General features: G+C 61.6%; 18 protein-coding genes. 9 read left to right on the top strand and 9 right to left on the bottom strand.

Features of this window, described 5'->3' with window-relative positions:
• Positions 1-10 precede the first annotated feature (10 nt).
• The 7 genes from ACM6IK_RS23985 to ACM6IK_RS23955 all read right to left on the bottom strand — a co-directional run bounded on the left by ACM6IK_RS23985 (position 11) and on the right by ACM6IK_RS23955 (position 4,566).
• Complete coding sequence (locus ACM6IK_RS23985; protein WP_414876296.1) at positions 11-544, bottom strand: response regulator; 534 nt, start codon at positions 542-544, stop codon at positions 11-13.
• Positions 545-766: 222 nt separating this feature from the next.
• Positions 767-919 carry a hypothetical protein gene (locus ACM6IK_RS23980; RefSeq protein WP_414876295.1) on the bottom strand — a complete coding sequence of 51 codons (153 nt, stop codon included), beginning with the start codon at positions 917-919 and terminating at the stop codon, positions 767-769.
• A 13-nt stretch (positions 920-932) separates the two neighbouring features.
• Positions 933-2,216, bottom strand: coding sequence for an ABC transporter substrate-binding protein (locus ACM6IK_RS23975; RefSeq protein WP_414876294.1), 1,284 nt, complete (start codon positions 2,214-2,216; stop codon positions 933-935).
• A gap of 9 nt (positions 2,217-2,225) precedes the next feature.
• Positions 2,226-2,633, bottom strand: coding sequence for an SCO family protein (locus tag ACM6IK_RS23970; protein WP_414876293.1), 408 nt, complete (start codon positions 2,631-2,633; stop codon positions 2,226-2,228).
• The gene (locus tag ACM6IK_RS23965; protein ID WP_414876292.1) at positions 2,630-3,286 is read right to left on the bottom strand and encodes an SCO family protein; all 657 of its coding nucleotides are present in this window, start codon (positions 3,284-3,286) and stop codon (positions 2,630-2,632) included. The genes ACM6IK_RS23970 and ACM6IK_RS23965 overlap by 4 nt, the downstream gene beginning before the upstream one ends.
• Before the next feature lie 12 nt (positions 3,287-3,298).
• Positions 3,299-3,607, bottom strand: coding sequence for a hypothetical protein (locus tag ACM6IK_RS23960; protein ID WP_414876291.1), 309 nt, complete (start codon positions 3,605-3,607; stop codon positions 3,299-3,301).
• A gap of 350 nt (positions 3,608-3,957) precedes the next feature.
• Positions 3,958-4,566, bottom strand: a complete 609-nt coding sequence (locus ACM6IK_RS23955; RefSeq protein WP_414876290.1) for a lytic transglycosylase domain-containing protein — start codon at positions 4,564-4,566, stop codon at positions 3,958-3,960.
• 195 nt (positions 4,567-4,761) lie between these two features.
• On the opposite strand from ACM6IK_RS23955, the gene gspG reads away from it, so the two are divergent.
• The 3 genes from gspG (at position 4,762) to ACM6IK_RS23940 (ending at position 7,215) form a co-directional block, all read left to right on the top strand.
• Positions 4,762-5,196 (top strand): type II secretion system major pseudopilin GspG, encoded by a 435-nt coding sequence (gspG, locus tag ACM6IK_RS23950; protein ID WP_414876289.1) that lies wholly within the window; start codon positions 4,762-4,764, stop codon positions 5,194-5,196.
• A gap of 14 nt (positions 5,197-5,210) precedes the next feature.
• Positions 5,211-6,398: a type II secretion system F family protein gene (locus tag ACM6IK_RS23945; RefSeq protein ID WP_414876288.1), complete on the top strand. Its 1,188-nt coding sequence runs from the start codon at positions 5,211-5,213 to the stop codon at positions 6,396-6,398.
• 157 nt (positions 6,399-6,555) lie between these two features.
• On the top strand, positions 6,556-7,215 hold the full coding sequence (locus ACM6IK_RS23940; RefSeq protein ID WP_414876287.1) for a hypothetical protein: 660 nt from the start codon (positions 6,556-6,558) through the stop codon (positions 7,213-7,215).
• A 230-nt stretch (positions 7,216-7,445) separates the two neighbouring features.
• Here the strand turns inward: ACM6IK_RS23940 and ACM6IK_RS23935 are convergent, their stop codons facing one another.
• On the bottom strand, positions 7,446-8,342 hold the full coding sequence (locus tag ACM6IK_RS23935; protein ID WP_414876286.1) for a LysR family transcriptional regulator: 897 nt from the start codon (positions 8,340-8,342) through the stop codon (positions 7,446-7,448).
• A 313-nt stretch (positions 8,343-8,655) separates the two neighbouring features.
• On the opposite strand from ACM6IK_RS23935, the gene ACM6IK_RS23930 reads away from it, so the two are divergent.
• Positions 8,656-10,083, top strand: coding sequence for a mechanosensitive ion channel domain-containing protein (locus ACM6IK_RS23930; protein ID WP_414876285.1), 1,428 nt, complete (start codon positions 8,656-8,658; stop codon positions 10,081-10,083).
• Here the strand turns inward: ACM6IK_RS23930 and ACM6IK_RS23925 are convergent, their stop codons facing one another.
• Positions 10,084-10,983: a helix-turn-helix domain-containing protein gene (locus tag ACM6IK_RS23925; RefSeq protein ID WP_414876284.1), complete on the bottom strand. Its 900-nt coding sequence runs from the start codon at positions 10,981-10,983 to the stop codon at positions 10,084-10,086.
• Between the two features lie 97 nt (positions 10,984-11,080).
• On the opposite strand from ACM6IK_RS23925, the gene ACM6IK_RS23920 reads away from it, so the two are divergent.
• The 5 genes from ACM6IK_RS23920 to ACM6IK_RS23900 all read left to right on the top strand — a co-directional run bounded on the left by ACM6IK_RS23920 (position 11,081) and on the right by ACM6IK_RS23900 (position 16,664).
• Positions 11,081-11,998 (top strand): LysR family transcriptional regulator, encoded by a 918-nt coding sequence (locus tag ACM6IK_RS23920; RefSeq protein WP_414876283.1) that lies wholly within the window; start codon positions 11,081-11,083, stop codon positions 11,996-11,998.
• A 272-nt stretch (positions 11,999-12,270) separates the two neighbouring features.
• Positions 12,271-13,311, top strand: coding sequence for an AraC family transcriptional regulator ligand-binding domain-containing protein (locus ACM6IK_RS23915; protein ID WP_414876282.1), 1,041 nt, complete (start codon positions 12,271-12,273; stop codon positions 13,309-13,311).
• Positions 13,312-13,785: 474 nt separating this feature from the next.
• Positions 13,786-15,138, top strand: coding sequence for a UDP-glucose dehydrogenase family protein (locus ACM6IK_RS23910; RefSeq protein ID WP_414876281.1), 1,353 nt, complete (start codon positions 13,786-13,788; stop codon positions 15,136-15,138).
• 131 nt (positions 15,139-15,269) lie between these two features.
• Positions 15,270-16,016: a sugar transferase gene (locus tag ACM6IK_RS23905; RefSeq protein ID WP_414876280.1), complete on the top strand. Its 747-nt coding sequence runs from the start codon at positions 15,270-15,272 to the stop codon at positions 16,014-16,016.
• Positions 16,017-16,664 (top strand): CpsD/CapB family tyrosine-protein kinase, encoded by a 648-nt coding sequence (locus ACM6IK_RS23900; protein WP_414876279.1) that lies wholly within the window; start codon positions 16,017-16,019, stop codon positions 16,662-16,664.
• The last annotated feature ends 18 nt before the right edge of the window (positions 16,665-16,682 follow it).

Below are 16,682 nucleotides of genomic sequence, written 5' to 3'. Positions count from 1 at the left end.
TGTCGCGCCACTACTCCCCGGTGAGCAATTGTTCGTCGTCTGGTGCCATGGAGGCCGATGCACTTTTTCGGCGATCTGCAAGCACCCAACTACCGTCGTACAACTGCAGCGGGAAACTTTCGGTCCTGCTCTGGCGTCGCTCGACGAATCCTTCGCAAGTGCTTACACCCGCTTTGGGGTCGCGTCGCCTGCCCAGAAGATCAAGCACCGCACGGGCCAATTCCGCCAATGGAAAGGGTTTGAACAGGATATGGCTGACTCCCATTAGCCTGGCCCGCTCGCAGACTTCTGCGGTGGGATGCCCTGTGATCAGCACAAAATGACAAACCCTGTTCTGGCGTATGGCATCGAGCACCTGAAAGCCTTCCATATCGGGTAAGCGGTAATCGAACACCATCACATCCGGTGCAAAATCGTCGGCTTCAGCGATTCCTTGCGCACCGTCGTGGGCAATCCGGACATCCAGCGCTTGCGCCTGCAGGTAACCCTGGAGGTTTTCCGCCAACAACTGTTCGTCATCAACAACCAGTACTTTATTTAACAAGGTGGACTCCTTGAAACTTCAGGTCCGGGTTTGAACCTGACTGAGTGCACGCCTTGACAGGGCTTATGCACACTTCACGCCAGGCTGGGCACCGGTATATTCAGGTCTTCATGTCCTTGAATTTAAAAACAATGCCCTCTTGTACAGCCATTTCATCCCCCAAAAATGGGGAAAGCGACCGGATTGGTATTGTCGTTTTTTCCCCAATATTGGGGAAACCCCCTATTCATCGTCCATTCGCTCGATTCGATTGCGCGAGCGCAATGGCGCCAGTGAATTTGTCCCGGTTAAGCGTAGTCGCGCGGCGTCGCCAGTGAAAGCGTCTGCACCGGGCACCCGCTGCGGCAGCGGGACCTGCAAAGTGTCGGGTTTCATGATCGGCCTCCGGTCAGGGCGTTGCAGCAATGGGTTTATAGGGGGCGACCAGATAGAAACGCTGCCCCGGCAGATCGACCGTGACGATATGGGCACCGCTCAAGCCCTGGCGCCGGCCGGGACCAAAGCTGATCAATGGCGTCAGCCCGGTATCGAAGTCACGCAGGCCTTCCAGGGCACTGACCAGTTTCTCGCGGCTGGCATCCCGCCCGGCCTGCTTCATGCCTTCGCTGAGCAGCATCATCGAGCTGAACGCGCCCACTTGCAGCACCGCGTGCTGGTCGCCCAGGCCCTGGTGTTCGCGTAACCGGGTCAGGGCCTGGCGCCCGGCCAGGGTCCAGTCGCTGGGCACGAACGGATAGGCCAGGAACACCCGCCGGGAAAATCCGTCAGGCACCTGCATCAGATTGCCCGCCACCTGGTTCGAGGCGGCGAACAGGTAAGGCACCTGCCCCGCCGTTTGCAAACGCTCGGCCAGACGACTGAAGTCGCTGCCACTGCCCAGATAAAATACCGAGCGCGACCCCAAGGGCAAATCAATTCTGGTCGGGTCGTAGGCTTGCAGACGCACCTTTTGCCAGGCGTGCCCCTGCAAGTACTGACTGAGTTCCTGCGCTGCCAGCCGTTGGCCGGAGTCGTCCGGATAGGCGATCAGCGTCGGTCCCTGCAGCACCCGCAGGCTGGCACCGGCGTACTCGGCCAGGGCGATCAATTGCTCACGAAGCCCCGGCAGCGGTTCGAATATCTGCCGGCTGGTGTGGGGCGTACCCTGCAAGGACAGCGGCCCGATCAGGGGGATGCCGGCCCGCTCCAGACGCACGGCGAGGTCCACGTCCAATGCCGGCGCCAGCGGTGCAATCAGGGCAAATACCCGTTCCTCATCGATCAACCGGTCCAGCGCCTTTTCGGCGCTGACGCGGTCGGCGCCGGGGTCGAGGATGGTCAGGCGCAACTGCCGGCCATGAATGCCGCCCGCCGCGTTGATACGCGCCACGCAGCCGTTGAGCACCGCCGCCACTGTGGCGCCCTCCTCGCTCAATGGCCCGGTGGTCGGCAACAACGTGCCCAGGTACAGACTGTCGGGGGTCAGGCCCGGATCGCGGTCTTCGGCCAGGCGCTTGGCCGGCAGCACCCTGTTCGATGCGCCGACCCGGGCCATGTTCGGCTCACCGCTGGCGGACACGCCTTCGCGGTACAACCGCTTGCCGGCACTTTCGCTGAGACTCAGCGGCAGCGCCTGGGCACTGAGCGCAATGCAGCCCAAAAGCAGAAGGCCAAGGACGAGGGCAGTATTCATGGCCGTGGCTCAGCGACCGGCCACAGGAATTGTCAGCCACTGCAAGCGCTGGGCAAAGGCGGCTGCCAGAACATCGGGATGGATTTTGCTCCAGCACTCGTTCGCCGCGTCACCGACGATCGACCGGGTGGAGTGTTGCTCGGGGGGCGGCACGATCTGGCCGATGCGAGCCAAGACAAGGTCCATTTGCGCCTTGTCGCCGGTAAGAAAAAACCAGTGGGGCTCATCGACGCCCTGTTTCAAGGTATAAGCCTTGAGTACCGCCGGGGTGTCCCGCAGCGGATCACTGGTAAGGGAGATACAGGTGCTGCCGTCGGCCACCGTGGGCGCGGCCTGCTCATGCCCTTCGCGGGCAAATGCCATTGAACTGAAAGTGTCGTAACAGACACCCGGAGCGAACCAGTCGATGACTCTCATGGTTGATGCTCCATGGCGATAGCGGTGTGCTTGGCGTGGATGTTGCGTTCACCACGGAGCTTCTCGACGGCCCGGGCCAGCTCCGTCGGGTCGGTGAAACCGTAGTAGCGGGTCCAGAAACGGTTGTTGCCGTCCCCCACCAGAATCAGCGGCGAGTGGTTCTCGACGTCACCGCTGTAGGCGCCCAGGCCCATGAGGGTGGCAGTGACCGACTGCGGCGGGCCGGTCAGCCAGCTCCAGCCCGGCCCCTGCTGGAAAGTGCGGGCGTAGTCGTTCAGGCGTTGGGGATCATCACGCTGCGGGTCGATGCTGATCGACACCAGTTGTACCTCGGTGCCGACCCGCGCGCCCAAGTGCTTCTGCACCTTGCCCATGATCGAGGACACCACCGGGCAGACCGTAGTGCAGCTGGTGTAGATGAAGCCCATGACCACGATCTTGTTGCTCACCAGGTCTTTTTCCAGGCTGACGACCTTGCCGTTCTGGTCCAGCAGGGTCACGTCGGCAAACTTGATCCGAGCGGTCTGCGGGCTGGCCTTTTGGTCCGCCATGTCGTGTCCGGTGTCCTCGTCCGCCGAGTGAGCCAGCGCCTGGCCGATACCGAAGACTAACAGGCCGAACGTCAGCAGGCCGCGATGCGCGAATCGGTTCATGTCAGCTTCCTCTCAGTGGGTATCGCCGGGAATGGCCCGAACACCCGGCGCGACGCCAGACAAGGGTTGACCGGAGGCTTTGTCCATCACTGGAAATTGCACGTCGGCAATGCCGGCCTCACGCAGTACGCCGTCCCTGGCCAGGGGCTTTACATCGAGGGCCACCGACATCCCGTCACGCTCCAGCGTCCGGTCGCTCCAGGTGTCGGGCAAGGTGATGTCGGTGAGCGCAGTCGGGGGCGCGGTCCGCCATACCCCGAACCCGATCAAGGCCATCCCGAGAATCACCGCGGCGCCAGCGATAGTGGTGGTCCTGTCCATAACAACAATCCTCTTTATCGATCTGTTCCTGCCTTGCCCAACCCTTGTGGGAGGTCTGCGGGTTCTGCAGATTGATGGTCAGGCAATCGCCGGCAGCCGCCCGCAGCAAATTGATCGAGGGCGAAGCGTGGGATATGCCGATCCCGGACTCGGGCCTCGCTGCGGGTTATCGGGGAACTCTTCTCGATAAATCGTCTGGAGCAATCCGCGTGCCACAAAAAATCACATTATTAATCAGTTGGTTATGATCACGATTTGATAAGCCGGGGGGATATTCCCCACCCAATCCCCCATTTTCTCGCCAGGGCCACCATTTCCCACTATCGGGGAAAACCATCCACGGGTTTCGATCACAGCGGCGCATCCGCGGACAACCCCTGTAAACGCCGATAGTGGTTCAGCACATTGGGCACATAACGCAGGGTTTCGGCGAACGGCGGGATCCTGTTGCCCCGGCTGAGCACCGCTTGCGGACCGGCGTTGTAGGCGGCCACGGCGAGGCGGATATCGTTGTCGAACATCGTCATCAGGCGCTTGAGATAGCGGGCGCCACCCTGAATGTTCGCCTTGGGGTCGTAGGCGTTGGTCACACCCATTTCGCGGGCGATTCTGGGCATCAACTGCATCAGTCCGCGAGCGCCCTTGGGTGAGGTCGCGCGGGCGTTGTAGCCGGATTCGGTCTTGATCACTGCGTGCAGCAGCGCCGCCGGTAGTTCGTTGGCCGTGGCCGCCGCCGACACCAGCTCAGCATAGGGTTGCGCGGCGATCATCTGCGGTTGCTGGTCGAGGCTGACGACCGCCGCTGCAGGCTCATGGATCACCCGTTCATAGTGGCGTCCGGGGCGGTGGACATTGGACAGGACATAGTTGCCCTTGGCATCCACGGAAACGAATACATCGGCCTGTGCGGCACCAGCGAGCGCGAGTAATCCGAGCAATCCTGCAATGATGGCTTTCATTGTCATGCCTCCCCTACCCGGCCCCGAAAAATGGGGGTATTGCCCCAATGGCCGGTAGTAAAATAGCTATACGCAAGCACTGTGCCGTAAGTGAAAAGGCCCGTAGCACAGGGAGTACAAAAGGATGTCCAATCGTGAGCATGGCAATTGCATGCGCTTGTATAGCGACTCTGCTGTCGACTGAGGGAGGTCATCATGTATCAGCATCTGGACTATGCCCGGCGCCCCCAAAGCGGGTTCACCCTGCTCGAACTGTTGGTGGTACTGGTGGTGCTGGGACTGTTGGCCGGCATCGTGGCACCGAAGTACTTCGCCCAACTGGGCCGTTCCGAAGTGAAAGTGGCCAAGGCGCAAATAGAAGGCTTGAGCAAAGCCCTGGACCTTTACCGCCTGGAGGTCGGCCACTACCCGTCGACCGAACAGGGCTTGCAGGCGCTGGTCACTGCCCCTGCCGACGAACCGCGCTGGACCGGCCCGTACCTGCAGAAAAAAATCCCGCAAGACCCCTGGGGCCACAACTACAGCTATCGCTATCCCGGTGAAAACAGCGAGTACGACCTGTTGTCCCTGGGTAAGGACGGACAGCCCGGCGGCGAAGGCGAGAACGCCGAAGTCACCAACTGGAACTGACGGGAAAAGCGACCATGCGCTTTCATCTCAAAGCCGTCGGCAAAGCCGGTGTCGTCTCGATGACCGTCGAGGCGCCGGGGCACAGCGAAGCCAGGCGCATCGCCGAAGACCAGGGCCTGCGAGTCGTCAGCCTGCACGCCGAGCGACATTGGCGGGCCTTGCGCCTGCACAAGCGCGAGACCTTCAACCTGGTATTGTTCAGCCAGGAACTGACCACATTGATCAACGCCGGCCTGCCGTTGATCGATGCGCTGGAAAGCCTGGCGGAAAAGGAAAACGCGCCACAAGCCCGCAAGACCCTGAGCGAGTTGGTGCGCTTGCTGTACGAGGGAAAATCGTTTTCCCAGGCCTTGGGGCAGCTTTCGGCGGTTTTCCCGCCTTTGTACGTGGCGCTGGTGCAGTCCAGTGAGAAGACCGGCGCCGTGGGCGATGCCCTGGGCCGGTATGTCAGCTATCGCCAGCGCATGGACGAGGTTCGCCAGAAGATCGTCAGCGCATCGATCTACCCCATGCTGTTGCTGGTGGTGGGAGGTGGCGTGGTGTTGTTTTTGATGGGCTACGTCGTACCGCGCTTCAGCCTGGTATTCGAAGGGCTGGGGTCGAACCTGCCATGGATGTCGCAGATCCTGATGAGCAGCGGCATGTTCCTGCACACCCACCAGGGCGAATTCTTCGGTGGCTTGCTGACCATCATCGTCGCCCTCGCCCTGCTCCAGCGCCAACCGGCCTTTCGCCGGGGGCTGGACCGTCTGATCGAAAAACTCCCCGCGGTGCACCAGCGCATCTTCATGTATGAGCTGGCGCGTTTCTACCGTTCGCTGGGCATACTGCTGCAAGGCGGCATTCCCCTGGTCACCGCCATGGGCATGGTCCGTGGCTTGCTCAGCGTCGCCTCCCGCGCGCGCCTGGACCAGGCCTGCGACCGGGTGCGCGAGGGGCACTCGCTTTCTACCGCGCTGGAACTCAATCACCTGGTGACTCCGGTATCCCTGCGCCTGCTGCGCGCCGGCGAACAGTCCGGCAACCTCGGGCAGATGATGGAGCGCAGCGCCGACTTCTACGACGAAGAAATCGGCCGCTGGATCGAATGGTTCGTGCGGCTGTTCGAACCCCTGCTCATGACCTTCATCGGCCTGTTGATCGGGGTGATCGTGATCCTGATGTACATCCCGATTTTCGAACTGGCCTCGAGCATTCACTGACCTGATGGAGCAGGGCTGCGCTACCCGTTGCATCTTTTCAATCTCCAACTGAATAAACCAGTCCGTCGAGGTGTTTAACAAGTTCCCATGGGGAAAAAAGCAGCACATTGCAATTGTTCATCCACGTTCCAATCTGAATAAGAAGACGGAGAACGACATGCTCATCAATAAGCTTTTACTGGCAGTAGCTATTGGCGCGGTTCTGTCGGCGTCTACCGTATTGATTCCGGACAGCCTGTCCGGGGTATCCAGTGCTCAGGCCAAGGACGGGAGTAGTGGCGGTGGCGGTGGCGGAAGTGGTGGCGGCGGTGGCGGCGGTGGTAGTGGTGGCGGTGGTAGTGGTGGCGGCGGCGGCGGTAGTGGCGGCGGTGGCGGTAGTGGTGGCGGCGGCGGTAGTGGCGGCGGTGGCGGCAGTCACGGTGGAAGCGACCATGGCGGCGACCATGGCGGCGACCATGGCAGCAACAGCGGCAGCGGCCATAGTGGCGACCATGGCAGCAACAGTGGTCATGGCAGTGCCAACAGCGGTTCGAGCCACTCCGGAACGGCCTCGTCCTCAGGACGCAGCGGCACCCATGATGAGCCTGGGGATGATCGTGGCGTCCATGCCAACGGCGAGCCCGGCGATGACCGTGGCGTCCATGCCAATGGCGAACCCGGAGATGATCGTGGCGTCCATGCCAATGGCGAGCCCGGCGATGACCGTGGCGTCCATGCCAATGGCGAGCCCGGCGATGATCGTGGCGTCCATGCCAATGGCGAACCCGGCGATGACCGTGGTGCCCATGCCGAGCCCGGCGACGACAAAAGGACCTGATCCCCGCTGAAATCCATACAACACAAATATCCTGTGGGAGCGAGCAAGCTCGCTCCCACAGGGAATGTGTGGACACAAAAAATGACGGTGTGTACCCGTTTTTGTGAGCTGGCTTGTCGGGTCGCCGCATCGCAGCGAAGGCGGCCTTGGGACGTGCAGCGCCATCAAAAACGCCTTCGCCGGCAAGCCGGCTCCTACAGTGGTCAATGTGAATCAGACAATCAGCCGCTCTACAGCCCGCCCTCAGACTGATCCAGCTCCCCACGCAAAAATTCAACCAGCGCCTGCACCGGCCGCGAACTCTGCCGGTGTTGCGGATAGACCGCAGACAATGTCAGCGGCTCCGGCCTGAAATCCTCCAGCACTTGCACCAGCCTTCCATCCTTCAGCGCCGTACCGACAATGAACGTCGGCAAATAGGTGATCCCCAGCCCGGCGATCGCTGCGTCCTTGAGCAGTTCACCGTTGTTGACCCGCATCCGTCCGCTGACATTGACGCTCAATGGCTTGCCCTGCCCCGCAAAACGCCATTGCACCTGACGACCATGGCCGTACGGCAGGCAGTCGTGCCCGTGCAAATCTTCAGGCTTGAGCGGCGTGCCGCGTTCGACCAGGTACGCGGGGCTTGCGCAGTACACCCGTTCAATGGAGGCAATGCGTCGAGCGATCAGTGTCGAGTCTTCCAGTATGCCAATGCGCAATGCCAGGTCGTAACCTTCACCGAGCAAATCCACAGGGCGATCACTCAAATCCATCTCCACGGTCACGTCGCGATAGCGCTGCAAAAACACCGGCAACAGACACCCCAGATGCGCCAGTGCGAACGACAGCGGCGCACTCACACGAATGGTCCCCCGTGGCTCGGTGGTCTGGCCGGCGATGCCCTGCTCCACTTGTTCGACTTCGCTGAGCAGGCGCAAGGCTGACTCGTAATAGCTTTGCCCCAGCGGCGTGACATCCAGTCGCCGGGTCGAGCGATTGAGCAAGCGCACGCCCAGGCGCTCTTCGAGTTGCATCAAGCGGCGGCTGACAAACTGCTTGGACAGGCCCAATTGATCGGCGGCAGCCGTAAAACTGCCGGAGTCCATCACCTGGCAAAAAATACGCATATCTTCGAAGGGGTTCATTGTCACTTTCCGGTTGACAGTCAAACACTTTATAGCCGCTTTTTCCCTTCCAGGCACCCTATTAATCTGTGTTCACGGTGTTGAATTCACCCTTGCAGGCAGCTCCCTAACCGCGTGCGATCCTGCCCTTCACCACACACAGGCGGTGTGGTGAGGGGCTTTTCTGTAGGAGCGAGCCTGGTCCGGGCGGCGTTCCGACGATGCGCAATATCAGTCGACATCTTCATTGAATGTTGAACCGCTATCGCGAGCAGGCTCGCTCCCACAACAGTACTCTTCATCTGCGCTACCTCATTTCCAGCGGAGCATCCCCATGTCCTTTGTCTACGCCCACCTGCTCTCCCTGAGCACCCTGCTGCTGGCCATCGACGCCCTGCTCTGGCACCTGGCGCCATTCAAGCATCGCGTCAGCCGGGTCGGTGTGCGTCTGGCGCTGTTTGTGCTGTTCAGCGCGGTGATCATCAACGCCGGCGTCAGCCCGTTGCAGGCGCCATTGTTTGCCGATGATCGCGTGGCGCAGCTCGGGGCTACGGCGCTGGGAATCCTGTGGTGGCTGTACGCCGCGCGGGTGCTGACCGAAGTGATCGGTCTGGTCCTGATGCGACGCATCGGCCACAGTGGTCGGCTGTTGCAGGATGTCATCGGCGCACTGGTGTTCCTGGTTGCCGTCGTCGCCGCCGCCGGCTACGTGCTGGAGCTGCCAGTGAAAGGTTTGCTGGCGACTTCTGGCGTCGTCGCCATCGTGGTGGGTCTGGCATTGCAGAGCACTTTGAGCGACGTGTTCTCCGGTATCGTGCTCAACACCACCAAGCCCTATCAGGTCGATGACTGGGTCTCCATCGACGGTGTCGAAGGCAAAGTGCTGGACATCGACTGGCGCGCCACCCACCTGCTGACCAGCGCCGGCAGCACGGCAGTAGTGCCAAACTCGGTGGCAGCCAAGGCGAAGATCGTCAACCTCAGCCGCCCGACCAATATGCACGGCGTGTCGATCAGCATTCAGGTGCCCAACCACATCCGTCCGCGTCGGGTACTCGATGCCCTGGACCGCACCCTTCAGGGCAGCAGCAGTCTGCTGCTCAACCCACCGCCCAAGGCCGTGCTCAAGGAGGCCGGCGAAACCATGTCCGAATACGTGGCCAGCGGCTTCATCGCCGAACTGGGAAAAAAGGGCGAAGTGCGCAATCAACTGTTCGACCTGGCCCATCGGCACCTCGAAGCAGCCGGCATTTCCCGGCAGCCCGATGGCGTGATCGAGCCGTCGACCCGCGCACGGGCCTTGCTCGATGAAGTGAAAATCTTCCGTTCCCTGAGCGCCGAGGAACGTGATCGTCTGGCCCGGAACATGGTGGCACAGCAATACGCGGCCGGTGAGGTGGTGCTGGATCTGGAGGAAGTGCCGGACAGTTTGTTCGTCATCGCCACCGGCGTGGTCAGCGCCACTGTCCCCGACGGCAGCACGCAGATCGAAGCCGGACGCATGGGACCGAGCGAAGTCATGGGTGAACAGAGCATTCTTGCCGACACACCGTCCCAGGCACGGTTCACCGCTCTGACCTCAAGCATCATTTACCGCCTCGACAAATCCCTGACCCGCAGTTGCATGGAGCAACGCCGCGAAGTCGACCGGGCGTTGAACAAGCTGCAAGCGGTGCGCCAGCAGAACAGCCGGATGGCCTTGATGGCCAAACCGGTGGCGGTCAAGAAAGGTGGCTTTTTGAGCTGGTTGCAAAATCGTTGATCAAGGCGCGAGCCTGGTCCGGGCGGTGTTCCGACGAAGGCGACCTGCCGGCCGACCAGATACATCACAGAGGCGAAACTGCTTGGGCGTAATCCCGAACTGCTTGCGAAACGCCCGAATGAAATTACTCGGTTGCCGATACCCCAACCGCTCGGCAATCCGCTCAATCGGCTGATCACCCGCCGTCAACCAGTGCCGCGCCAACTTCAGACTGTCACTGCGGGTATGTTGCGCAGCAGCAGTCTGCCAGTGCCGCAACATGCTCTGATGCAAAAACCCATTGGCCCCTGGCAACGGCTCATCGAGACTGGCCGCTGGCAGGCTCAAACACGGGTGCGCCCCCTCCAGCACCTCGATACCAACGCTACGCAACCACTGCCCGGCAGCCTGTTGCGGCGTCACGCGAACGGCCGCAAACACCTGCGCCGGCGCTCGTCCCAGGCGTCGAGCGATGTTGCGCACCAACGTCACGGTCGCCGTATCGAGGCCGAAAAAATGCGCCGGTTGACCGGCCCCGCGCAAGTGCAGGCGGGCCTGCCCATCACCCTCCTCCAGTTCCGCCACGATGTAGTTAGTCACCCGTGGCAGGAAATCGGTGAAGCACGCCAGGCTCGCACGCAGGGTCGCTGCAGAGTCCAGCAGAATGTTCAGACCTCGCAGCGTGGTGGTCGCCATGCCGTTGGCCAATTCGCAGCCAAACGATGCGCCCGCGCCCGCACGCTCGCATTCATTCCACAGGCGTTCGACCAGGTGCGCGGGCACCTGCAGGTCCTGACCTTCGAGCAACGACAGGCAGATGCCGGCCCGTTGCAGCAGTTGATCCTGGCACAGGCCGGACTGCCGGGCATGGCTGAGAAGGGTGCGGATGAAGGCGCTGGAAATGAACGGTTGGCTGGTCATGGCAGGTTACGGCGAGAGGACAGGCGTGTACTTATGCCAGCCTCTATGCTATCGATCCAATGCATTAAAAGTATCCGCCAAATGCAGGAGACGCATGATGGACCTACGACAGCTCCGCCACCTTGTCGCCCTGGCCGATTACCGCAACTTCGGGCGTGCCGCCGAGGCGATCAATCTCAGCCAACCGGCCTTCAGTCGCAGCATCCAGACCCTGGAGCGCGACCTCGACTGCGTGCTGGTGGAGCGCAGCAGCCGCGAGTTGCGCCTGACCGGTCAAGGCGAACTGGTGCTGCAACATGCCCGGCGCCTGCTCGCCGGCAGCCAGGCCCTGCACAACGAACTGACGCAATACAACGGCCTGACCGGTGGCGAGTTGCACTTCGGCTGCGGTCCGTATCCGGCCCAGGTGCTGGTGCCCGAGGCGCTGGCGGAGTTCATTCAGGCCCATCCGGCGATCCGCATCAGTCTTCACCAGGGCGACTGGGAACAACTGGCAGTTTGGCTTCGTGAACAGCAGATCGAATTCCTCGTGGCTGACGCGCGGTACTTCACCGGGGACCCGCAGTATCAGGTACAGCTGCTGCGCCCCCGACGCGGGTGGTTCTTTTGCCGTGTCGGTCATCCCCTGGCGCAGCAGCAGAATCTGTCCCTGCGCGCCCTGCTCGACTACGCGGTGGTCGGCACGCGAATACCGCCGATGATCCGCAAGATCCTCGCCGACGCGCAGGGCGAGGCGGACTTCAATCCCAGCGTGGAATGCGCGCAGTTCGACGCCATCCGCCGCGTGGTGATGCGCTCCGACGCGGTGGGCATCGCCACCGTGGAGGCCTTGACCGAGCTGGTCGACCAGGGCCTGGTCCGCCTGCTGGAATTTGCCGATGTACCCGAGGAGGATCCGGGTCTGCAATTGCACTACGGTATCGTCAGCCGCGCCGGCCACTCCCTGACACCGGCCGCGCTGGCCATGGTCGATGCGGTGTTGACGGTCGACCGGCGCTTGCTGGCGTCGAATTAAGGCCTGTCTGCAACGCCACAACCCTTGTGGGAGCGAGCTTGCTCGCGATAGGGCCGGGTCAGTCGACATCTTTATTGAATGACACACCGCTATCGCGAGCAAGCTCGCTCCCACAGGGTTTGGTGTCACCTATAAATAACGCACCTGCCAATCGGCGTGAGGCGATTCGAGCAAGGCATCGAGCGGGCGTAAATCAAGCATGGTCTTGCTCCGGCAAATCGCTTAACGTCGGCCAGCCTGACCCGTGTTCCGCAACAAGCTGTGAGTCCTGCATGACAAAAAGCGATCAGCCGTTGCACGACCAAACCATACCCAACGCGTTCTACGCGCCGACCCTGTTGCCGGCCATCGAAGAGTTGTTGGCCCGCGGTGTGGACCGGGAACGTATCGAAGGGATGTTGCGACGCAGCCTGTTCGAGTTGCGCACGCCATTCATGCGCATTCCGCTGTTCATGTCGCGGCGCTTCTGGGCATTTGCCATGGAACAGACCGGCGACCCGCTGATCGGCCTGGCGGCCGGTCGGCGATTCGCTTCCACCGCCACCAACGGCCTGACGTACCTGTTCGACGTGGCCGATTCACTGGACAGCGCCTGCCAGTATTTCGTGCGCTTCTTTCCGTTTTTCAACGGGCACTTCCAGGCCCGGATCGTGCGCGGCGACGACCGCGTCGAATTGCACCTGCTCGACCGCGGCAGCGTGAAAACCAGCGCGGCAACCGCCGATTACATCCTCATCAGCCTGTGCAGCATGTTGCGGCGCAAATTCCTCGCCAGCGGCATGGAACGTGACCCGGTTCTGGGCGTCGGGCTGGCCGGTTCCTGCACGGCCAATCCGCAGGTACATGAACAAGCCTTTGGCGCACCAGTGCAATGGGGGCAGGCGCAGCACTCGATCCGCCTCGATCCACAGCTGTTCGTGTTCCCGTTGACGCCGGGCAATCATGAACTGGAACTCATGCTGGTCGAACTGCTGGAGCAGACCCGACGCAACAGCGAGCCGACCTTGCTGGAGCAAGTCTGCGACTATTTGATCACCGACCTCGCCGAAGCCAACTGGCAGCGATTCTGTACCACCCGGCATTTGCTCGAGCGCACCGCCGCCCGACGCTTGAAGGCATTGGGCTGGAGTTTTTCCGAGTTGCTCGACGAATACCGCCGCTACCGGACCGAAGACTTTTTGCAGGGGACGGACCTGGAGCTGGTGGAGATTTCCGACCGCCTGGGCTACAGCGATGTGCAAAGCTTCAACCGTGCCTGCCTGCGGTGGCTGGGGTGCGCGCCGGGCGCCTGGCGAACCCGGCAAGGTCAATGAAAAAGCACGCTTGTGCGCCACCCTGCTGATCCAGGCCCAACAACATCATGCTCATGGACTCCTGTTCACCGATCCTCGGCTACACCGCCGAAATGCCTGCGGTGTATCAGGCACTTGAGCAGTAGGTTGTTGGACATTTTTTAACGCCAGATTGCGCCTCCAGAGCGTAAGAGCTGTCGAGCCATGTTAAAAATCGTCATCAATCCGGCGGCTCAAACCTGACACACTTAAGCAGCTACAACCCTTGTATTTCAAGGCTTTCGACCGCTTGTCGCTTTCTTGAGATTTTCTCCAGACAGCCAAAATCGGGGGGAAAGCCAACAGTGCTGCGACCTTGATGGCGGTCGCCCCCACATTTGGGGGTGTCTTGCCCCCTTTACAGGCCGGTTTGCTGACACGGTTTACCGAGGCTGGTCTATACCCCTTTTGACAGTCTTGTTTTGCAACTCTCCACGTCTTGCGAGGCACGCTAATATGGACGTAAGCGTATTTGGTACGGGCTATGTTGGCCTGATTCAAGCAGCGGCACTGGCCGATGTCGGACATCGCGTCCTGTGTGTCGACATCGATCCGAACAAGATCCGGCAACTGCAACAGGCCGTGCCACCGATCAGTGAGCCGGGGCTTTCCAGCACCCTTGAGGAAAACATCAAGGCCGGCCGCCTGCTCTTCACCACCCAGGCCAGCGATGCGGTGGAGCACGCCGAACTGATTTTCATCGCCGTCGGTACGCCCGCCGACGAAGACGGCTCGGCCGACCTCAGCCATGTGCTGAACGTGGCCCGGCAGATCGCCAGTTTCATGGAGGCCGACCGCACCCTGATCATCAAGTCCACGGTGCCGGTCGGCACGGCGGACCAGGTCAGCGCGACTGCCGTTGAAGAGTTGCAGCGCGGCGGCAAAGGTTCGCTGAAGGTACGGGTGGTGTCCAATCCGGAGTTTCTCAAGGAAGGCAGTGCCCTGGCCGATTGCATGCGCCCGGACCGGATCATCGTCGGCACCGCTGACGATCAAGCCCGTAGCCAGATGAGCGAGCTCTACGCGCCGTTCTGCCGCAACCACGACAAATTGATGTTCATGGACAACCGCAGCGCCGAGCTGACCAAGTACGCGGCGAACGCGATGCTGGCCACGCGCATCAGCTTCATGAACGAACTGGCCAACCTCACCGAGTTGCTGGGGGCTGATATCGAAGCCGTGCGCAAAGGCATCGGCTCAGACCCGCGCATCGGTTACCACTTCATCTACCCCGGTTGCGGCTTCGGCGGTTCGTGCTTCCCCAAGGACCTGCGCGCCCTGCTGCACACCGCCGAACAGGCCGGAATGCCCCTGAAATTGCTGCGTAGCGTGACCGACGTCAACGACCACCAGCGGCATATCCTGTTCAGCAAACTCAAGGCGCAATTTCCCGGCGGACTGGCCGGCAAGTCCATCGCCGTATGGGGCCTGGCGTTCAAGCCCAACACCGATGACATGCGCGAAGCACCCAGCCGCTACCTGATGGAGGCACTCTGGGCCGAAGGCGCGAGTGTGCAGGCCTACGACCCGGAAGCCATGTCCGAATGCCGGCGCCTTTACGGCTACCGCGACGACCTGCATCTGTGCGCCACCCGCGATGACACACTCGAAGACGCCGATGCCCTGGTGATCTGCACTGAGTGGAAGAACTTCCGCGTGGTCGACTTCGACAAGCTGGCGAGCAAACTGCGTAACCGGGTGATCGTGGACGGGCGCAACCTGTACAGCCCGGAACAGGTGGCGGCCGCCGGCCTGCACTACAGCGGCATTGGCTTGCGCCACATCGTGCCCGAGGCCGTCCATCCATGAAGACTCTCGTCACTGCCGCAGCCGGTTTTATGGGTGCCCGATGAGGGACCGGGGCGCTTCGTTGCCTGGTCCCGCACTTGCGACTGACTGCGTCGTCCATGCCGCACACGGCTTAACTCTGCGGAGAATCTATGTCTGAACACGAAAAAAGTATGCCCCTCAACAAAATGCATAGGGACAAGCGCCTGGACCCCGAGCAACGCAAGCGCATGGATGCCGCCATCCACATGCAGGGTTGTGGCTGGATAACCGGTCGCGAAGGTGGCCGGTCGTGGACCCTGTCGCGCACCAACCGCGTCCTGGCCGGTTTCGGCGCAGCACTGGTCCTGGTGCTGATTTCCCCGGTGCTGCTGGGGCTGGCGCTGGCCATCAAACTGACTAGCCCGGGGCCGGTGATGTTCGTGCAGAAACGCACCGGCTACCGCGGCCGCCTGTTCGGCATGTACAAATTCCGCACCATGGTCGTCAACGCCGAGGAGCTCAAGGAGTCCCTGCGGCACCTGAACAAGCATGGCGCCGACGCCATCGACTTCAAGATCGACAAAGACCCGCGCATCACCGGTATCGGCAGTTTCCTGCGACGCACCAGTCTCGACGAGCTGCCGAACCTGTTCAACGTGGTAACCGGCGACATGCGCCTGGTAGGCCCCAGGCCGACTTCGTTCAACGCCTACCGCTACGAGGACAGGCACCTCGCGCGCCTGAGCATCTACCCCGGCATGACCGGCCTGTGGCAAATCTCCGGGCGCAGCAATATCGACTTCGACCAACGCGTTGAGTTGGACCTCGCCTACATCGCCCAGCAGAGCCTGCTGCTTGATTTGAAGATTCTGCTGAAGACCCCTTTCAAAGTGTTCAGCGGTCACGGAGCGAGTTAAATGGACGGTTCATCGGCTAAAAGCCTCAGCATTGCCAGCCCGAGCGAGTCCAACCTGACATCGACCGTACTCGACCAGAATCTGCGGACCCTGTACCTGACCGCCGCCAACCCCGGCGCGGGCACCACCACCAGCGCCCTGGCGCTGGCCAGTCAACTGGCGAAGATGAGCAGCGGCCTGGTGCTGCTGGTGGATGCCAGCCAGTCGGCGACCAACCTCACGCAACAGTTGGGGCTGAGCAAGGAACGGGGGTTTCGCGACTTGATGTTCAACACCCAGAGCCCGCCCTTGTTGCAGGACTGCGTGGTGGACGTCTCCAGCCTGCCCTTTCACGTTCTGCCATATGGCCGCTACTTCCGTGGCAACGAGCACCTGACACCCGAGTGCCTGAGCCCGCTGCTCGATCAGCTCGGCATCCGCTACCGCTTTGTGGTGATCGACGGCGACGCGGTGTATTCGGCCTCTGACACCCTGGTCATCAGCACCCAGGTGGACGGTGTGGTCCTGGTCGTGCCCGCGGAAGACACCCGCTGGGAAGTGGCCCAGGCCGCGGCCAAGCGCTTGAGCCAGGCGGGAGCGAAGCTGGTCGGCAGCGTGTTCAACCGACGCAAGTACTACATGCCCGAATGGCTGTACAAAAACCTGTGAGCAATCAGCCAAGGATGA

This window comes from Pseudomonas sp. IT-196MI5 (genome assembly GCF_949767415.1).
GTDB lineage: Bacteria > Pseudomonadota > Gammaproteobacteria > Pseudomonadales > Pseudomonadaceae > Aquipseudomonas.
This window is presented reverse-complemented; position numbering and strand designations above follow the sequence as displayed.